Origin of the sequence: Acinetobacter sp. NyZ410 (genome assembly GCF_022828975.1) — a bacterium.
GTDB classification, from domain to species: Bacteria; Pseudomonadota; Gammaproteobacteria; order Pseudomonadales; family Moraxellaceae; genus Acinetobacter; species Acinetobacter guillouiae.
The window spans coordinates 4537594-4555928 of the sequence record NZ_CP094620.1 but is presented as its reverse complement, the minus strand read 5'-3'; the positions used below and the strand labels follow the sequence as shown (position 1 = coordinate 4555928).

Below are 18335 nucleotides of genomic sequence, written 5' to 3'. Positions count from 1 at the left end.
TTTATTATTGATAATAATAATTATTATCAATAATAAATAGAAAAAATATTCAATATTTTGATAAAACAAAATCAGAGGTATCAACATGAGTGAACAACAAGGGCATGATCATAGTCATGCTGTCGCCACAGAAGGAAATGTAAAAAAACTAACCTTTGCATTGGCGTTAACCAGTACCTTTTTAATTGTTGAAGTGATTGCGGGTTTCATGACGCAAAGCTTGGCTTTATTGTCCGATGCCGCACATATGTTTACTGATGCCGCAGCATTAGCAATTGCATTGGTTGCGATCAAAATTGGTAAATTACCCGCAGATGATAAACGGACCTTTGGCTATCAGCGTTTTGAAATTTTAGCAGCGTTGTTTAATGCCATGATGTTGTTTGTCGTTGCAATTTATATTCTCTATGAGGCGTATCAGCGCTTTAGCCAACCCCCTGAAATTCAGAGTGTTGGTATGATGGTTGTGGCGGTTATTGGGTTGGTGATTAACCTCATTTCAATGAAGATTTTATTCTCCAGTTCAAAGGAAAGTCTCAATATCAAAGGTGCTTATCTGGAAGTATTGAGTGATGCACTCGGTTCCGTGGGTGTGGTTATTGGGGGGGCAATTATTTATTTCACTGGCTGGATGTGGGTGGATACGATTATTGCTGTACTCATCGGCTTCTGGGTTTTACCACGAACATGGGTTTTGCTAAAACAAAGTATCAATATTTTACTGGAAGGTGTGCCTGAGGAAATTGATATTGAAAAATTACGTAATGATCTTTTATCGGTTAAAGGTGTAGAAAGTATTCATCAACTTAAGGTTTGGGCCATTACATCTAAAAATGTCCATCTGACAGTGCATTTATTTGCACCAGCAGCGGATCGGAATCAATTGTACCAACAGGTCATGGAAATGCTCAGTCATCAACATGGGATTACTGAGATGACGCTACAAATTGAAGACAATGCGTGTATGGTGCATTCGCATGAGTCAGATGGGCATGATCACAGTAACGCTGATGAAACACATACAGATGAAGCAAAAAACCATTCACATTAAGGTGAATGGTTTGATTTGAACATCAGGCAAAGCTGAAGAATTAGATTTGCCATTCATGATTGCAGTCACGGCACTTCCAGCTTTTATTGGCTTGCATAAATGACTGCATTGAGATTTTAAAATCGGGCAGATCACGCCAAAACATTACCCCTGCAATCACAGCTGCAATGAAGACCACGACTGTTGCAATTTGCAATGTTTGACCTGCGCCGTTGCTGAAAATCCACATCACAATACTAATGACAACCAATAACAATAAAATAAACAGTAATGGAATCAAAAATACCAAGCTTTTTGGAACAACAGGGCGTACAGCAGGTGTATTCCCATGGGTAACAGGCAAGATTTTTCGACTTTGGCACTTTGGGCATTGGTATTGCATGGTGGCTCCACATTTATAATCTAAGCATATTCTAATCGTTCTATTTTAGAATGCAAAAAAGACTGAATAGCAGCTTAAAAGCAAAATTTAGGCAATAAAAAACCCAAGTCACGATGCTTGGGTTTTTTACAAAGATGTCGCCATCTTGAATATGGCGTCCCTACGGGGATTCGAACCCCGGTTACCGCCGTGAAAGGGCGATGTCCTAGGCCTCTAGACGATAGGGACAAGTGAGGCAACACAGGTAAAACATTTGGTGGAGTCAAGGAGGATCGAACTCCTGACCTCTACAATGCCATTGTAGCGCTCTACCAACTGAGCTATAACCCCCAGTCTGTGTGAGCGCAATATTAGGGATATTGCGCTCACACGTCAACAGAAAATTTAATTAAGCTTCATCAACTGCATCATTTTTCGGCAATTTGATGCTTTCGTTCAGTTTTTCCCAAACTTTTGCTTCTTTTTTGCTCGGACCACCCACAATTTCAAGTGCATGACGTAAACGGGCAAAGGTTAAATCAGGGCCAATGGTGACCATCGATTGCATCACAGGGGTCGATGATGTTGAACCAGCAATTGCGATAAAGAATGCTGGCATGAAATCACGGAGTTTGATTTCCATTTGATTCGCCAAATCCATCAAGGTTTGGCTTACAGTATCGTTGTTCCAAGTAAACAAGCTTTCTAAACGCCAAATTGCAAATTGCAAGCTTTGACGAACTTGCTCTTCAGTCAACTTTTTGCTGTCAAATTGCTCTTTGGTCAATGTTGGGAATTGATTGAAGTAAAAACCAGCCCAATTTACCGCTTCAGATAGTAAGTTAATACGTGGCTGAATGGCCGCAGCAATATCTTCTAGGGTTTGGCGATCAGACTTCCAAGCCAAAAGTGTATTTAACAGTTCAGCAGGGCTGAGTGCTTTAATCCATTGTCCATTGAGCCAGTTTAGTTTTTCAACATCAAAAATTGGACCACCTAAAGACACACGCTGAATATCAAAGTGTTCAATCATTTCAGCCAAAGAGAATTTTTCTCTTTCATCTGGCATTGACCAACCCATACGACCTAAATAGTTCAGTAAGGCTTCAGGCAGCACACCGATGTCTTTGTAGTAGTTGATTGAGGTTGGATTTTTACGTTTAGACAATTTTGACTTGTCTGGGTTACGCAGCAATGGCATATGGCACAATGTTGGCATGTCCCAACCAAAATATTGGTAGAGCAACTGGTGTTTTGGCGCAGATGGAATCCACTCTTCGCCACGAATCACATGAGTGATTTCCATTAAATGGTCATCGACCACATTGGCTAAATGATAAGTTGGCAAACCATCTGTTTTGAGTAGGATTTGCATGTCGACTTGTGCCCAAGGGATCTCCACTTCGCCACGAAGTAAGTCATTGAATTGGCAAACGCCTTCTTCAGGGACTTTCATACGGATCACATGAGCTTCACCCGCAGCCAAACGCTGTTGTACCTCTTCTGGGGAAAGTTTTAAGCCACGACCGTCATAACCAGGGGTTTCACCACGGGCTTGTTGTTCAGCACGCATTTGATCAAGCTCTTCCGCCGTTGCGAAACAGTAAAAGGCATGACCCTTTTCAACAAGTTCTAAAGCATATTGTTTATAGATTCCCATTCGCTCAGATTGGCGATAAGGAGCATGAGGTCCGCCGATATCTGGCCCTTCTGACCAATTTAAACCTAACCAACGCAATGAATCTAAAATCATTTTTTCAGATTCAGGGGTTGAGCGGAGTTGGTCGGTATCTTCAATACGAAGAATAAATTCGCCACCATGTTGTTGTGCAAAGCATAAATTAAACAAGGCGATATAGGCAGTGCCTACATGCGGAAAACCAGTTGGAGAGGGTGCAATACGAGTACGGACTTTCATAACTAAATATTATTCAGAATGTAAATTGAAACTATTATAACGAAAAAGCCCAACTGCTTAAGGGTTAATTCACCAATAAACGATTGGGCTTCTAAATTCTTTTGAGGAGCGTAGAATTTATTTTTCTAAATCAAATTTTTACAAAGTATGCGGTTGGAATAAAGCTTGTACAAAACAAGAAAATTTCTGATGTTGTTCAGCTAAAAAGTTTTGTGAGGCTGTGGTTTTAATCGACGTTAAAACTTTAAGCTGATCTTTATCTGAGATCAGTTTATTCTCGCCACGCTTTTGTTGATTGAGCGCTTTTTCAATCGGTGATTGTTTATCTACCACAACAATTAACGATTGTATTGGCTTGGTCGTATCTTTAATTGCAGCAGTATGGCCTGTCTGTGCCATCACTGCGAGTCCTAGACTTAAGCCCAAGATCTTTAAATAAGAATCATTCATTCCATCGGCTCCCCTTGATGGTCAAATTTTTGTTCTTGAACATGGTTATTGTAGCAAAACAACTTACAAAAAGCATAACTACGTCACATTTTTTAATAATACTACACAAAAAATGTTTAAAAAACAATCATTGAAACGAAATGTAATATTTTAATTGATAACACATAAATGTGGATGAATCGTGAAGAATTCAAGTTTAGGTTAAATTGTGTAAAAAATATACCAAATAATTTACATGAGTAATACACATTTTTAGATATCTTAAATTATGAATAAGATAGTTTAAATATTTATAAGTAATTGATTGTTAAATTAAAATAATAAAAATATAGTGCTTCTAAATCATTAAAAACCGAGAAAGAAATGAAAAAACTACTGCTTTTAAGTGCGATCAGTTTAATCGTCACGGGGAATGCTTATGCAGCGAAAGAATTTTTAAATGTATCTTACGATCCTACCCGTGAATTTTATCAAGAATATAACAAGAGTTTTGGTCAATTTTGGAAATCAAAAACAGGCCAAGATATTGAATTTAAGCAGTCTCATGGTGGTTCTGGTAAGCAAGCACGTTCAGTGGTAGATGGTTTACAAGCAGATGTGGTGACACTGGCTTTGGCCAATGATATTGATGAAATTGTCAATGCGGGTTTGATTGAAAAAGGCTGGCAAAAAGAATTTCCAAATAATTCTGCACCCTACACATCTACCGTTGTTTTTTTAGTGCGTAAGGGCAATCCCAAAGCAATTAAAGATTGGAATGATCTGGTAAAACCTGGGGTTGAAATTATCACACCAAACCCTAAAACAGGCGGTGCACCGCGCTGGATTTATTTATCAGCGTGGGGCTATGCATTAAAACAACCGGGTGGCAACGATGCAAAAGCGCGTGAATTAGTCAAACAAATATATAAAAATGTCAAAGTGTTAGATTCAGGCGCACGTGGCTCGCTCACAACATTTGCGGATCGTGGGATTGGCGATGTTTTGTTGTCTTGGGAAAATGAAGCAATTTTGGCGACGTCTGGTCCAGATAAAGACAAATATCAAATTATTTATCCATCCATTTCAATCCTAGCTGAGCCTTCAGTCGCAATCGTCGATAAAGTGGTTGATAAAGATGGTAATCGTAATTTAGCAAAGGGCTATTTAAATTATCTTTATTCACCAGTAGGGCAGGACTTGGCAGCAAAATATAATTTCCGTCCGCGTAATGCCAAAGCTGCGGGTAAATATGCGGCAAAATTTCCAAAAATTAAACTCTTTACCATAGATCAAGTTTTTGGTGGCTGGGCAAAAGCGCAAAAAACCCATTTTGCCAATGGGGGGATTTACGATCAATTTACGGCTGAAAAGTAATCTGAATCAAATACAAACAAGTCCTCTTTGATCAAAGGGGGCTTTTTTTAGCTTGATACATTTGCGATAAAAATAAATAAACAGACAAAATATAAACTACAGCGATGTTGAGCACTTTCATCAATTAAAACTATAGATTGATTTTTAATCTGTGCTGAGTTTGCGGGTATTTCGCTTTTTGATTGAAGTTTATTCGCTTATTTCATATATTTAGAATAATTTTAGCGATGTTAGCACTCATAATATGAAAACTAATTTTAAAGCACTGATGAGTGCTGTGGTTATTGCGACGGGATTAACTGTTGCAACGACAGCAAGTTATGCTGCTGACCGTGAATTTTTAAATGTGTCTTATGATGCAACGCGTGAGTTTTATGATGAGTTTAATAAATCATTTGGTGCTTACTGGAAATCTCGTACAGGTAAGACTGTTGATTTTAAACAATCGCATGGTGGTTCGGGAAAACAAGCGCGTGCCGTGGTTGATGGCTTAAAAGGTGATGTAGTGACCTTAGCTTTGGCCAATGATATCAATGAAATTGTGAAATCAGGTCAAATTAACCCAGGTTGGGAAAAAGAATTTCCAAATAACTCAGCACCGTATACGTCTACCGTTGTGTTTTTAGTACGTAAAGGTAATCCTAAAGGTATCAAGGATTGGACAGATTTGACCAAACCTGGTGTACAAATCATTACCCCTAATCCTAAAACGGGTGGTTTACCACGCTGGATCTATCTCTCAGCTTGGGGCTATGCACTTAAACAACCGGGTGGTAATGATGCTAAAGCACGTGAGTTTGTTTCTAAGATGTACCATAACGTAAAAGTTATGGATCCAGCTGCGCGTGCATCGATGACCACATTTGCTGAACGTGGGATTGGTGATGTTTTACTGACTTGGGAAAATGAAGCCATGGTGAGTAAGAAAGCATCTGGCAATAAATTTGATATTGTCTATCCATCGATGTCAATTTTGACTGAACCGTCAGTGGCAATTGTTGATAAAACAGTAGAGAAGAATGGCAATAAATGGTTAGCAACAGGTTATATTAACTATTTGTATTCTCCAATAGGTCAAGATATGGCAGCACGTCATTTCTATCGCCCGCGCAATGCAAAAATCTTAGCTAAATATTCCAATCAATTTCCTGAACTGAAAACTTTTACCATTGATGAAGTCTTTGGTGGTTGGGCAAAAGCACAGCAAACTCACTTTGCCAATGGCGGTGTTTTTGATCAGATTTATAATAGCAAGCGCTAAGCATCCACTATTTTGATTGAATCAACCTCCTTTTTAGGAGGTTTTTTCATTCTGTTATGAATCAGTTAGACTAGGGTCTGTTGACAATTCGTCTCTGTTTGCGACTAAGTGTGTTTTTTAGATGATACAAGGCACGAAATATGAAATTTAGTCATTCTAAATAAATAGTTCGTAACGATGTAGCAGCAAAAAACACTCTAGTCCCCCGCTGCGCCTTGCGCTGCAAACAAAGCAGTGCTTTGTTCTTGCTCAGGGTTGTGGCTAAAATTATCTCAGTCTGCGTTATGAAACTCGAAAATAGTCTCGCTATTCTCTTCGTTTCATGCCTTGCCTGCTCAATTTTAGCCTACAACGCAAGCCATTTATGAAATGCCAGCAGACCCTGATATCAAAGTAAACAAAAAATTGAGACGATGGATATTACGCTAAGACTCGCGACTAAAGATGATATTGAGGTTATTTTTGATATACGAACATCAGTCAAAGAAAACCATTTGTCAAAACAACAACTGACTGAACTGGGTATCACTGAATCGGTCATATTGGATTTAATTCAAAATACTTCGACTATCTGGCTTGCGGAGATGCAGCATCAAGTGTGTGGTTTTTCGATCGCAGATTTAACTGAGGGCAGCGTATTTGCCATGTTTGTCCACCCTGATTTTGAAGCCAAAGGTGTCGGAACTTCGCTTTTGAAAAAAGCAGAAGATTTATTATTTGAATCTTTTCAAGAAATTTGCTTGGAAACCGATCAAAAAAGTCGTGCTTTTGAATTTTATCTCCGACAAGGTTGGCGTGTTTCAGCGTATTTTGACAATGGTGATGTAAAAATGCTCAAGACACGATAGCGCTTTGTCGCAGGATGGATGAGCTATTTTTTGTGCTGAACTTTTATAAAAAGCATTTTAAAACGGTTTTCTCTATAAAAAGTAATATTTCCCTACAAAAAGTCGTTTGGAGCTTTGGCAAAACAAGGTAATAATGTGCAGTTACTTTTTTTGCTTAAACTGAAATCATAATTATGTCTCATATTTCTGTATTACTACATGAAACTGTCGATGCTTTACTTGCAGATCGCAATACAGGAATTTACGTGGATGGGACATTTGGACGTGGTGGACACACCCGTTTATTGTTGTCTAAATTAGATGAACATTCAAAAGTTTATGCTTTTGATAAAGACCCACAAGCGTTAGAAGTGGCATATCAGTTAGAAAAAGAAGATCCTCGTTTTAAAATTATTCATGCCAGTTTTGCAGATTTACAACAAGAATTAAATCAATTAGATATTTATCAAGTCGATGGGATTATGGCAGATTTAGGGGTGTCATCACCACAGCTAGATCAAGCAGACCGTGGTTTTAGTTTTATGAAAGATGGACCACTTGATATGCGTATGGATAATTCTCAAGGACAAACAGCCGCAGATTGGCTAGTGGATGTAGACGAAGAACATTTGGCCAATGTGATTTTTCAATATGGTGAGGAACGTTATAGTCGTCGTATTGCACGTGCGATTAAGCAAGCAGGTTATATTGAAACCACTGGAAAATTAGCGGAAATTGTGAAAGTTGCGCATCCTAAGTGGGAAAAGAATAAACATGCTGCGACACGGACATTCCAAGCTATTCGTATTGAAATTAATAAAGAACTCGATGACGTACATACCTTTTTACCTCAAGCCGTAGATTTGTTAAAATCAAATGCACGTTTGGCCGTCATTAGTTTCCATTCACTTGAAGACCGAATTATTAAACAATTTATTCAAAAAGAATCAACGTTACCAGAAGATAATGGCTGGGGATTACCGCAAAAAGTACAAGATACTCGTCGACTGAAAAAAGTAGACAGAGTTCGTGCCAGTGAGGAAGAAGTCAAAGCCAATCCTCGCTCACGTAGTGCTTGGCTTCGAGTTGCAGAACGCTTAGAACAAAAAGGCGCAGAATGAAACAAGAAATTATAGAAGAATCAAGTCATAAGCTGGCAATAAAAAAAGCGATTGTTTATGGCGTATTGGTTGTTGCAGTGTTGATCAGTGCCTTTATGGTGGTGTTGCAAGTCTTTGCTTATCGTCATGATTTTCGTGATTTAAATAGTTATATGCGTGAACGTGAAGATATCAATGCAGAATGGGGACGTTTGCTCATTGAACAACAAACATTTGGTGCAACTGCGCAAATAGGAACACGTGCCGTAACACAATTGAGAATGTATTCACCGCCAGCTGCGCAAACAGTTGTCATTTCATTACCAACTGAATCAGAGCAGAAGAAGTAAGGCATCTGTATGGCAGATAAGCAAACTAAACCGACTCGGCAGCCACGTAAAAAGCAGCCTTCCATTACCCAGAAAAGTACTGTATCGATAGATATGTGGCGTTTCTATTTAATGTGGGGTGTGGTGCTTTTATGTTTTGTCGGCTTGGTCGGACGTGCATTTTATGTGCAAGTGATTAATAAAGACTTTTTACAAAATAAAGCCAATGCCAACATTCTACGTTCTGAAACATTAAAAGCCATGCGTGGTGTGATTAGTGATCGTCATGGCGTGCCTTTGGCAATCAGTTCTCCAATCATGAAAGTGGTGATTGATCCACGTGAATATTTTGAGACTAAAAAACAGTTTGATACCATCACGGCTGAATTACAGAAGACACCCAACAGTCGTAAACTTAAACGCCAATTGCCTGATGAAAATTTAAATTTAGATGAATTGGCAGATGCAGTCGGTCTTGATCGTGCAGACTTAAAAAAACGTTTAAATGAACGTCCACGTTCTCGTTATTTGGTACTTAAAAAAGAAGTTCCACCACCACAAGCAGATTTTATTACCCAACATAAATTTGCTGGTGTTTATGCCGAAAAAACCTATAAACGTTATTATCCTCAGCCGCAACCCAATGCGCAAATTATTGGTCTCACCAATAGTGAAGGGACGGGGATTGAAGGTTTAGAGATGCAGCTAAACTCCCGTCTGGCTGGTGAAGATGGTGAGCAAAAGATTTCTCGTGATAAACATGGTAACCGTATTACCACCCCTGAAGTTGTAAAAGAAGTGAAAGCAGGGGAGAACATCACCTTAAGTATTGATTCACGTTTGCAATATATTATGTATCGTGAGTTGACTGCGGTGGGTGTTGCCAATAATGCACGTTCTGCTTCTGCAATTGCTGTGGATGTAAAAACGGGCGAAATTCTGGCTATGGCGAGTTGGCCTTCTTATAATCCCAACGATAAAAATGGCTTAAGTAATAAAGATGCCATGCGTAACCGTGGTGCAATTGACATGTTTGAACCTGGTTCAACCATGAAACCTTTTACCATTGCAGCGGGTTTGGAAAGTGGCAAATATACCCCAAACTCGGTGATTAGTACCAGCCCAGGTTCGATGCGTTTAGGTTCCCATACCATTCGTGATACGCATAACTATGGTTCGTTGACCGTTACTGGTGTGATCATTAAATCCTCGAACGTCGGTTCGGCAAAAATTGCTTTGTCTTTACCAAAAGAAACCTTGCCAAGCTTCTTTAGAAAGGTCGGTTTTGGACAGCGTTCGGCGGTTAAATTCCCAGGTGAGAGTGGAGGTTTAGTGCTTCCACCTGAAAAGTTAAATTCTTCGCAAATTGGTACAATGGCTTATGGCTATGGTCTAAATGCGACGATTTTACAGTTGGCGCAAGGCTATGCAATGTTGGCCAATCATGGTGTGGAATATCCTTTAAGTCTCTATAAATTAAATGATCAGCCCAAAGGTAAACAGGTTTTAGCACCTAAAATTGCTGATGAAGTTTTGTTGATGTTAGAGCAAGTTACGATGCCTGGTGGTACTGCAAAACAAGCCAATATTCCCGGTTATCGCGTGGGTGGTAAAACAGGTACAGCACACAAGTTGCGCCCTGACCATAGAGGTTATTCGAATACTGAATACCGTGCTTTATTTGCCGGTGTGGCGCCGATTAGTGATCCTCGTTTGGCGGTTATTGTTGTAGTCGAAAATCCGCGTGGACAATACTATGGTGGTTTGGTTGCCGCTCCAGTGTTTGCCCGAATTATGCAAGAATCTTTACGTTTAATGAATGTGCCTCTAGATAAACCTCTTGAAACGGCTAAGGCCAAGCCATAGGTAAACTATAATGATTAATTTTCAAGATATTTATAAAGTTGATAATACAAAGGCTTGGATGTCTGAGTCTTTTAATGGCTTTTCTCTAGATAGTCGTTATGTACAGCAAGGGCAAATTTTTATTGCTTTGACCAGTTATTCGCAACCAGAAAAAACCGCACAATTTGCTCAAATCGCTTTAGACAAAGGCGCATTGGGCATTATTAGTGAAACAGATTTAGGCTTTGAATCTGCATTGATCTGCCCAGATGTGCGTCAGTTGATGGGACAATGGCAAAAACAATATTTACAAGCGACATCCCCAGTAAAAGCTGCGCGAATTCTTGCAGTCACGGGAACCAATGGTAAAACCACAATTTCACGCCTTGTTGCTGAATTACTGGCATTACAAAATAAAAAATGTGCAGTGATGGGAACTACGGGGAACGGGATTTTGCCAAACCTAGAAGCGTCTTCGCATACCACTTTAGATGCGTTGCATTTACAAAATCTTCTGCATGATTTTGCTATGCAAGGTGCTGAATTCGCTTCAATTGAGGCAAGCTCGCATGGTTTGGAACAAGGTCGTTTAAATGGTTGTGATATTGAGATTGCTGCATATAGTAATCTAAGTCGAGATCATTTGGATTATCATGGGACGCTTGAAGCCTATGCTGAAGCGAAAGCGTTACTGTTTAAATTTGCTGCGTTAAAAGTTGCAGTAATTAACATAGACGATGCGCATGCAGATCTAATGATGAATGCGGCAAGTAGCAATCTGTCACACCCAAAAGTATTGACTTATTCAACCTCTAAAGCGGCTGATTACCAAGTATTTGGGATTAAATATAGCTTAGATGGGGCAACATTCCATCTCAAAACAGCCAAAGCTGAATTTACCGTGAATAGCCCATTGCTTGGGCATTTTAATATTGAAAATTTGGTGGCCAGTTTAATTGTTGCTGAACAAGCAGGTTTTGATTTAAAACAACTTATCGCAACTGTACCCAACATAAAAGGTGCACCTGGACGTATGCAGGTGATTCGTGATCAGGATCGTCTGTTTGTGGTGGATTATGCACATACACCAGACGCTTTAACTCAGGTTTTAAAAACCTTGAAACGCCATGTTGAAAATCAGCTTTGGGCTGTCTTTGGTTGTGGTGGTGATCGAGATCGCGGTAAACGCCCATTGATGACCAAAGCAGCTTTGGAACAAGCCAATCCCGTGATGATCACATCAGATAATCCGCGTACAGAAAATCCTGAGCAAATTTTTGCCGATATGAAGCATGAAATTGATTTTAGCCAGCATGAGGTTCACGAAATTCGTGATCGCCGTGAAGCAATCAAATATGCAGTAAAGCATGCCCAATCAGGTGATATTGTTGTGATTGCCGGAAAAGGTCATGAAAATTATCAAGAAATTGATGGTGTTCGTCATTGGTTTGACGATGTCGTTGAAGTGCAATCGGCAATAGATGCACAACACCATAAACCCAATTCAGCTTATCCAGCTCATTAGGAATAAGAGATGCACACCTCTACCACCAGCACTGTGCCTTTGGAGCCATGGTCAGCAGCACAACTTGCTGAAGCAACTCAAGGTTATTGGTATTTAGATCAAGCACCACAAGGTGAAATTAAACGTATTTTGACTGATTCACGTCATGCTGAATTAGGTGATGCTTTTTTGGCGCTCAAAGGTGAGCGTTTTGATGCACATGATTTTGTTGCTCAAGTGGCTGCGAATGGCTGCCAAATTGCCATCGTGAGCCATCCTGTTGATGTAAATATCTGTCAACTTGTCGTGGCAGATACACGTTTGGCATTGGGGCATTTAGGAGCGTATCGTCGTGCTCAACATCCACAATTAAAAGTGATTGCACTTACAGGCAGTAGTGGCAAGACCACCACCAAAGAGATGTTGGGGAGTATTCTTTCACGTTTAGCCCCGACCTTGATTACACGTGGCAATTTAAATAATGATCTTGGTGTGCCAATGATGTTATTGGAGCTGCGTTCAGAGCATCAATATGCGGTGATGGAACTTGGTGCAAGCCATCAAGGTGAAATTGATTACACCTCAAATCTTGTGCAGCCACATGTTGCCGGTATTTTAAATATTGGAACTGCACATTTAGGCGAATTTGGTGGACGTGATGGAATTTGCCGTGCCAAATCTGAAATTTACCGTCATATTGATCAAGCTGGAACAGCAATTGTTCCTGCTCAGGATGATTTTACCGATACGATTCGTCAAGTGATAGACACTGAGCAAGTATTAAGTTTTGGTCAGGGTGGTGAAGTCTTTGCGACAGATGTTCAGTTACACGCACAGTCTGCAATCTTTACCCTTAATGCACCTCAAGGCGCAAGAACAGTCAATCTTCCTTTTGCAGGCGAACATAATGTCCATAATGCAGAAGCAGCAACTGCATTTGCCTTGGCGATTGGCGTTGATTTAGACGATATTGTGATCGGCTTGGAGTCGGCACAAGGTGCAAAAGGGCGTTTGAATTTTATTCATAAGCACAAGCACTTATTTATTGATGATACCTATAATGCCAACCCGACTTCAATGCGTGCAGCAGCTGAGGTACTTGCGCAACAGCAAGGGATCAAAGTGATGGTGATTGGCGATATTGGTGAACTGGGCGATACTGCTGCGCAGCAACACTATATGTTGGGTCGTGATCTGGTTTCAGTGGATGGGATCCAATTTGTTGTCGCGGTAGGAGAGTTTGCTCCTGCTACACAAGAAGGTGCGCGAAGCACTCAATATGGTAAAAAATTACAAGCTTTTCTTAGCCAAGAACAAGCTTTACCTTTATTGTTAAGTTTAATTGCAACACATCAACCACAGTCCATGAGTTTCCTGTTTAAAGGTTCTCGCTATACCCATATGGAAACGTTGATGGCTGATTTGATGGAGAAAGTTTAATGCTGTATTGGTTATTTCAACACTTGGCGGGTTATGAGAACGCGTTCCAAGTTGTTCGATACTTATCGTTACGAGCATTGCTCAGTGTACTGACTGCACTTGCGATTGGTTGGGCCTTGGGACCAGTCATGATCCGTAAATTACAAGCGCTCAAATATGGTCAGGCTGTCAGTTCATATGCACCTGAAAATCATGCCAAAAAAATGGGTACGCCAACAATGGGCGGGATTTTAATTCTGCTTTCAATCGGGATCAGTACTTTGCTTTGGGCAGATTTATCCAATCCTTATGTGTGGATTGTCTTGGCTGTTATGGTGATCTTTGGTGCTGTAGGTTGGGCGGATGATTGGATTAAAGTCCGTTATAAAGACAATGCGGGTTTACCTGCCAAGAAGAAATTCTTTTGGACTTCGGTTGGCTCTTTGGGGGCGGGTATTGCGTTGTATATCATTGCAACTCAGCAAGACAGCCCTGTACATACAGCGAATATGCTGGATTTATTGATACCATTTTTTAAAAATCTGAGTATTCCATTGTCTTCAATTCCATTGGGTATTGGCTTCATTATTTTTACCTATCTGGTAATTAATGGTGGGTCAAATGCAGTGAATTTGACAGATGGTTTAGATGGTCTGGCGATCATGCCGATTGTTTTGGTTGCCGCAGGTTTAGGTGTTTTTGCATACTTGGCAGGTGATATACGCTTTGCCAATTATTTACATATTCCCTATGTAAAATATACCTCTGAGCTGGTGATTATTTGTGCTGCAATGATTGGGGCAGGCTTAGCATTTCTTTGGTATAACGCGCATCCTGCCCAAGTCTTTATGGGAGATGTTGGTGCATTATCATTAGGTGCAATGCTGGGCACTATCGCGGTAATGGTTCGTCAAGAGATCGTCTTTGCAATTATGGGCGGGGTCTTTGTCGTAGAAGCAATCTCGGTATTCTTGCAAATCGGATCATTACGTATGCGCAATAAACGTGTATTTCTTATGGCGCCGTTGCATCATCATTATGAGAAAAAAGGCTGGCGTGAGACTCAAGTGGTGATCCGTTTTTGGATTATCACAATTATGCTGGTAGTTTTAGGTCTAATGACATTAAAATTACGCTAAGCCAAAGTGATTTGAAAAGTCGGCATTTGCCGGCTTTTTTTATGGCCTAAAAATATCTTTTGGAGAATACAATGAATTTGTTGATGTGCCCTGTATGTCGTGAGGCATTGAGCCTATCGGATCGGACTTGGCGCTGTGTAAATAATCATAGCTATGATGTGGCAAAACAAGGCTATGTAAATTTACATGTAGTACAACATAAGCATAGTAAAAATCCAGGGGATACCCCTGAATCTGTACAAGCACGCCGTGGATTTTTAAGTGGTGGATTTTATGCACCTTTACAGCAAGCCGTGGTTGAGAAAATTCGTGAGTTACGGGTTGAAAACCTGCTGGATATCGGCTGTGGTGAAGGCTACTATACTGATGCAATGCAACATCAAGTGATACAATGTATTGGTGTTGATATTGCAAAAAATGCAGTTCAGGTTGCTGCAAAACTCAATAAAGATGTGACATGGATTGTGGGGACAGGAGCGACGCTACCTGTTTTGGATCATTCGATTGATTTGTGTACCAGCTTATTTAGCCCGATCCCAGAAGAAGAAATACTCCGAGTACTTAAGCCAAAGGCCTATTTGATGGTGGTAACACCTGCACCAGAGCATTTATATGCCATGCGTGAGGGGCTGTTTGATGAAGTCAAAGCCCATGAACCGCAAAAGTTTGTCGAGCAATTACAAGCATCTTTTGAGTTAATAGAGCAGCCGATTATCGAAACAACGTTTGAGTTGGATCAAGCACAACTCAAAAATCTGATTGCGATGACCCCTTATGCTTATAAAGCAAAACCTGAAAAGCGTTTAGTTTTGGAAGCACAAGTTAAAACGACGTTAAAGGCAGCCTTTCAAATTTATATTTTTCAGAAAAAATAATAAAAATTTAAGCCATAAAAAATGCCATCAATTGATGGCATTTTTTATAAAATAAAGGGTCTGTCGACAATTCGTCTATGTTTGCGACTACGTGTGTTTTTTAGGCGATACTAGGCACGAGATACGAAATTTAGTCATTCTAAATGAGTAGTTCGTAACGACGTAGCGGCAAAAAACACGCTAGTCCCGAAGGGTTGTGGCTAAAATTATCTCAGTCTACGTTATGAAACTCGAAAATAGTCTCGCTATTCTCTTCGTTACATGCCTTGCCTGCTCAATTTTAACCTACAACGCAAGCCATTTATGAAATGTCAACAGACCCTAGATTATTGAACTTCATTAATCAAATTCTCAAGAGAATCACTTTCTCGTTTCGCACCGCCTTGATTCATTGCAGGCGGTGTTACTTTGTTCGGTTTGAGCGGTTGATCTGTACCTTCATCAGGCAAGTCTTCAAAGTCATTTGATGAATTACGTGATGGTGTAACAGGCGCAGGTTTAAAGATTGGACGTGCTAAAGGTGGTGATGAACCATAGCCTTCGTTTTGAGTCGCACCTTCAACTTGTGTTTGATTACGTTCTTCACGAGAAATTGGTGCTTTGGCATTTTTGTCAAAATGTACCCAAGCAGATGGTGTATCTTTTAAGGCTTTACCCATAAAACCAGTCCAAACTGGCAGTGCTGCGATCCCACCATATTCACGACGGCCGAGAGTGGAAGGCTGGTCAAAACCGACCCAAGCAATCGCAACTAATTTGCCGTTGAAGCCAGCAAACCACGCATCTTTCGCATCGTTGGTTGTTCCTGTTTTACCGCCAATGTCATCGCGACCAATTTTAAGTGCTGCACGACCAGTACCATGCACAATCACATCACGAAGAATATTTGCCATATCAAAAGCAGATTGTGATTTTAAAATCCGTTGTGCTTGACGATATTTACTTTGTTCTTCTTTACTTAAAGGGGTTTGAACCTCATTCACTGTAATGTTTGTACCTTCAATGGCCTCGTCATCAGGGGTGGTTGCAGTATTGGCCACAGTTTCTTTTTGATTGATACATGGAATACACGCATATTCAGGCGCTGCTTCATAAATGGTTTTGCCATAAGCATCTTCAATACGGCTGATGAAATGCGGTTGAATGCGATATCCACCATTGGCAATTGCGGCATAGCCTGTTGCCATTTGAACAGGAAGTACTTGTGGGGTACCCAGCGCAATCGTGAAATTACGCGGGATTTGATCTTCTTGTAGGCCAAAATCCATCAATAATTGGCGCGCACGTTCTACACCTACGCTTTGTAATAAGCGCACAGAAACGGTATTACGTGATAAATATAAAGCACGACGCAAAGGAATCATGCCTAAATAACGACCATCAGAGTTTTTAGGTGTCCAACGACCAATGGTGATTGGACTGTCATTGACCATGGTGTATGGAGTCATACCGCGTTCAAGCGCCAGTGCATAGATGAATGGCTTAATGGTTGAACCTGGTTGGCGCCAGCCTTGTATTGCGCGGTTAAATTTAGATTGGTAAAAGTTGTATCCACCCACCACTGCTTCAATTGAACCATCATTGGGGTTGATTGCAATCAGTTGACCTTGTGCTTTCGGGGTTTGAACCAATGACCACGCGGTTTTATTTTCATTGGGACGTAAACGGATAATATCTTTAACAGTTACAATCTGCGAAGCACGGCTTGGTGCACCACCAACGGCATTGGCATTGATATATTTTCTTGCCCAAGACATACCTGACCAAGGTACAGTCACTGTTGAACCATCTTGCATTTTGGCATCAAAACTATTGCTGCCTACTTTGATGACTTCTGCAGGGTAGGTATTGGCATAAGGGATGAATTGTTTTAAAGGTTTATCATGTGCTTCAGCACCACGCCATCCATGACGACGATCATAATCTTCCAAGCCTTTTTGTACTGCATCTTCTGCATATTGTTGGCGTTGGCTGTTTACGGTTGTATAAACTTTATAACCCGAATCAATTGCTTGTTCACCAAACTTTTCAACTAGTTCAGAGCGGACCATTTCGCCTACATAGGGAAATCGATTACTTAAGCCGCGATCAGGCATACTCAAGTTAATTGGTTCAGCGACAGCTTTTTCGTATTCTGCTTGTTTAAGATAGCCGAGTTGTAACATACGACCTAGAATCCAGTTACGGCGTTCTAAGGCGCGTTCAGGATTCACTACAGGATTGTATTTTGACGGTGCTTTAGGTAAGCCTGCAATCATCGCCATTTGTGCGACACTGAGTTGATCTAAGCTTTTGTCATAATAAATTTTTGCAGCAGCAGCAATACCATAGGCATTTTTACCCAAAAAGATCTTATTGACATATAAAGATAAAATTTCTTCTTTCGATAGATTTTGTTCTATTTTACGTGCCAAAAAAACTTCAGTAAGTTTGCGCTTAAGTGTTCGTTCAGGGGATAGATAATAATTTTTAGCCACCTGCATGGTAATTGTTGAGCCGCCTGTTTGTACATTTGACCCAGTAACACTTTCACTCACGGCACGCCCTAAGCCTTTAAAGCTAATCCCGCTATGTTCGAAGAATGATGAATCTTCAGCAGCAAGGAAGGCATGAATGAAATGCGGCGGGATCTGATTGTACTCAACAGGCACCGAAAGCTTGCCACCATATTCAGCGATCAGCTGATTATCTGCTGAATAAACTTGCAAAGGTTTAAGCAATGGCGCCTTTTTTAAAGAGCTCATTTCTGGTAGTGATGGGGCAATATATAGATACATTCCATAAAAGCCCATCGGAATTGCGACTAAAATAATGATAATCAGCAAAAAAAAGGGATGAATATAACCTGAACAAGATAGCTTTTTCATAACAAGTAAGTTTTAATAATAGCTAATGGCAAA

At 40.3% G+C, this 18335-nt stretch carries 15 protein-coding genes and 2 tRNA genes; 11 read left to right on the top strand and 6 right to left on the bottom strand.

Annotated features, from left to right (window positions below; translation table 11 throughout):
* The first annotated feature begins 85 nt into the window (after positions 1–85).
* Positions 86–1051, top strand: coding sequence for a cation diffusion facilitator family transporter (locus MTO68_RS21525; protein WP_034616808.1), 966 nt, complete (start codon positions 86–88; stop codon positions 1049–1051).
* 40 nt (positions 1052–1091) lie between these two features.
* Here the strand turns inward: MTO68_RS21525 and MTO68_RS21520 are convergent, their stop codons facing one another.
* The 5 genes from MTO68_RS21520 to MTO68_RS21500 all read right to left on the bottom strand — a co-directional run bounded on the left by MTO68_RS21520 (position 1092) and on the right by MTO68_RS21500 (position 3780).
* On the bottom strand, positions 1092–1433 hold the full coding sequence (locus MTO68_RS21520; RefSeq protein ID WP_004725393.1) for a hypothetical protein: 342 nt from the start codon (positions 1431–1433) through the stop codon (positions 1092–1094).
* Between the two features lie 152 nt (positions 1434–1585).
* A tRNA-Glu gene (locus tag MTO68_RS21515) sits at positions 1586–1661 on the bottom strand.
* A 26-nt stretch (positions 1662–1687) separates the two neighbouring features.
* A tRNA-Ala gene (locus MTO68_RS21510) sits at positions 1688–1763 on the bottom strand.
* 58 nt (positions 1764–1821) lie between these two features.
* Positions 1822–3330: a glutamate--tRNA ligase gene (gene gltX / locus MTO68_RS21505; protein ID WP_004725395.1), complete on the bottom strand. Its 1509-nt coding sequence runs from the start codon at positions 3328–3330 to the stop codon at positions 1822–1824.
* Positions 3331–3468: 138 nt separating this feature from the next.
* A complete protein-coding gene (locus MTO68_RS21500) occupies positions 3469–3780 on the bottom strand; it encodes a hypothetical protein (RefSeq protein WP_004725398.1) in 312 nt (103 codons plus the stop codon).
* A gap of 363 nt (positions 3781–4143) precedes the next feature.
* On the opposite strand from MTO68_RS21500, the gene MTO68_RS21495 reads away from it, so the two are divergent.
* From MTO68_RS21495 to MTO68_RS21450, 10 genes are all read left to right on the top strand, one after another.
* On the top strand, positions 4144–5136 hold the full coding sequence (locus MTO68_RS21495; RefSeq protein ID WP_004725400.1) for a sulfate ABC transporter substrate-binding protein: 993 nt from the start codon (positions 4144–4146) through the stop codon (positions 5134–5136).
* Positions 5137–5380: 244 nt separating this feature from the next.
* Entirely contained in the window at positions 5381–6397 is a 1017-nt protein-coding gene (locus MTO68_RS21490; RefSeq protein WP_004816643.1) for a sulfate ABC transporter substrate-binding protein, read from the top strand.
* A gap of 413 nt (positions 6398–6810) precedes the next feature.
* The gene (locus MTO68_RS21485; RefSeq protein ID WP_244014293.1) at positions 6811–7245 is read left to right on the top strand and encodes a GNAT family N-acetyltransferase; all 435 of its coding nucleotides are present in this window, start codon (positions 6811–6813) and stop codon (positions 7243–7245) included.
* Between the two features lie 173 nt (positions 7246–7418).
* Entirely contained in the window at positions 7419–8345 is a 927-nt protein-coding gene (rsmH, locus tag MTO68_RS21480; protein WP_034615067.1) for a 16S rRNA (cytosine(1402)-N(4))-methyltransferase RsmH, read from the top strand.
* Entirely contained in the window at positions 8342–8674 is a 333-nt protein-coding gene (ftsL, locus tag MTO68_RS21475; protein ID WP_004725407.1) for a cell division protein FtsL, read from the top strand. The genes rsmH and ftsL overlap by 4 nt, the downstream gene beginning before the upstream one ends.
* A gap of 9 nt (positions 8675–8683) precedes the next feature.
* Positions 8684–10519, top strand: coding sequence for a penicillin-binding protein PBP3 (gene ftsI, locus MTO68_RS21470; RefSeq protein WP_004816649.1), 1836 nt, complete (start codon positions 8684–8686; stop codon positions 10517–10519).
* A 7-nt stretch (positions 10520–10526) separates the two neighbouring features.
* The gene (locus MTO68_RS21465) at positions 10527–12023 is read left to right on the top strand and encodes a UDP-N-acetylmuramoyl-L-alanyl-D-glutamate--2,6-diaminopimelate ligase (RefSeq protein WP_244016012.1); all 1497 of its coding nucleotides are present in this window, start codon (positions 10527–10529) and stop codon (positions 12021–12023) included.
* A 9-nt stretch (positions 12024–12032) separates the two neighbouring features.
* Positions 12033–13442 carry a UDP-N-acetylmuramoyl-tripeptide--D-alanyl-D-alanine ligase gene (murF, locus tag MTO68_RS21460; RefSeq protein WP_004816652.1) on the top strand — a complete coding sequence of 470 codons (1410 nt, stop codon included), beginning with the start codon at positions 12033–12035 and terminating at the stop codon, positions 13440–13442.
* Positions 13442–14560, top strand: coding sequence for a phospho-N-acetylmuramoyl-pentapeptide-transferase (mraY, locus tag MTO68_RS21455; protein WP_004725416.1), 1119 nt, complete (start codon positions 13442–13444; stop codon positions 14558–14560). The genes murF and mraY overlap by 1 nt, the downstream gene beginning before the upstream one ends.
* 71 nt (positions 14561–14631) lie before the next feature.
* Entirely contained in the window at positions 14632–15435 is an 804-nt protein-coding gene (locus MTO68_RS21450) for a putative RNA methyltransferase (protein ID WP_244014291.1), read from the top strand.
* Positions 15436–15761: 326 nt separating this feature from the next.
* Here the strand turns inward: MTO68_RS21450 and ponA are convergent, their stop codons facing one another.
* Positions 15762–18302, bottom strand: coding sequence for a penicillin-binding protein PBP1a (ponA, locus tag MTO68_RS21445; RefSeq protein ID WP_244014289.1), 2541 nt, complete (start codon positions 18300–18302; stop codon positions 15762–15764).
* Between the last annotated feature and the right edge of the window lie 33 nt (positions 18303–18335).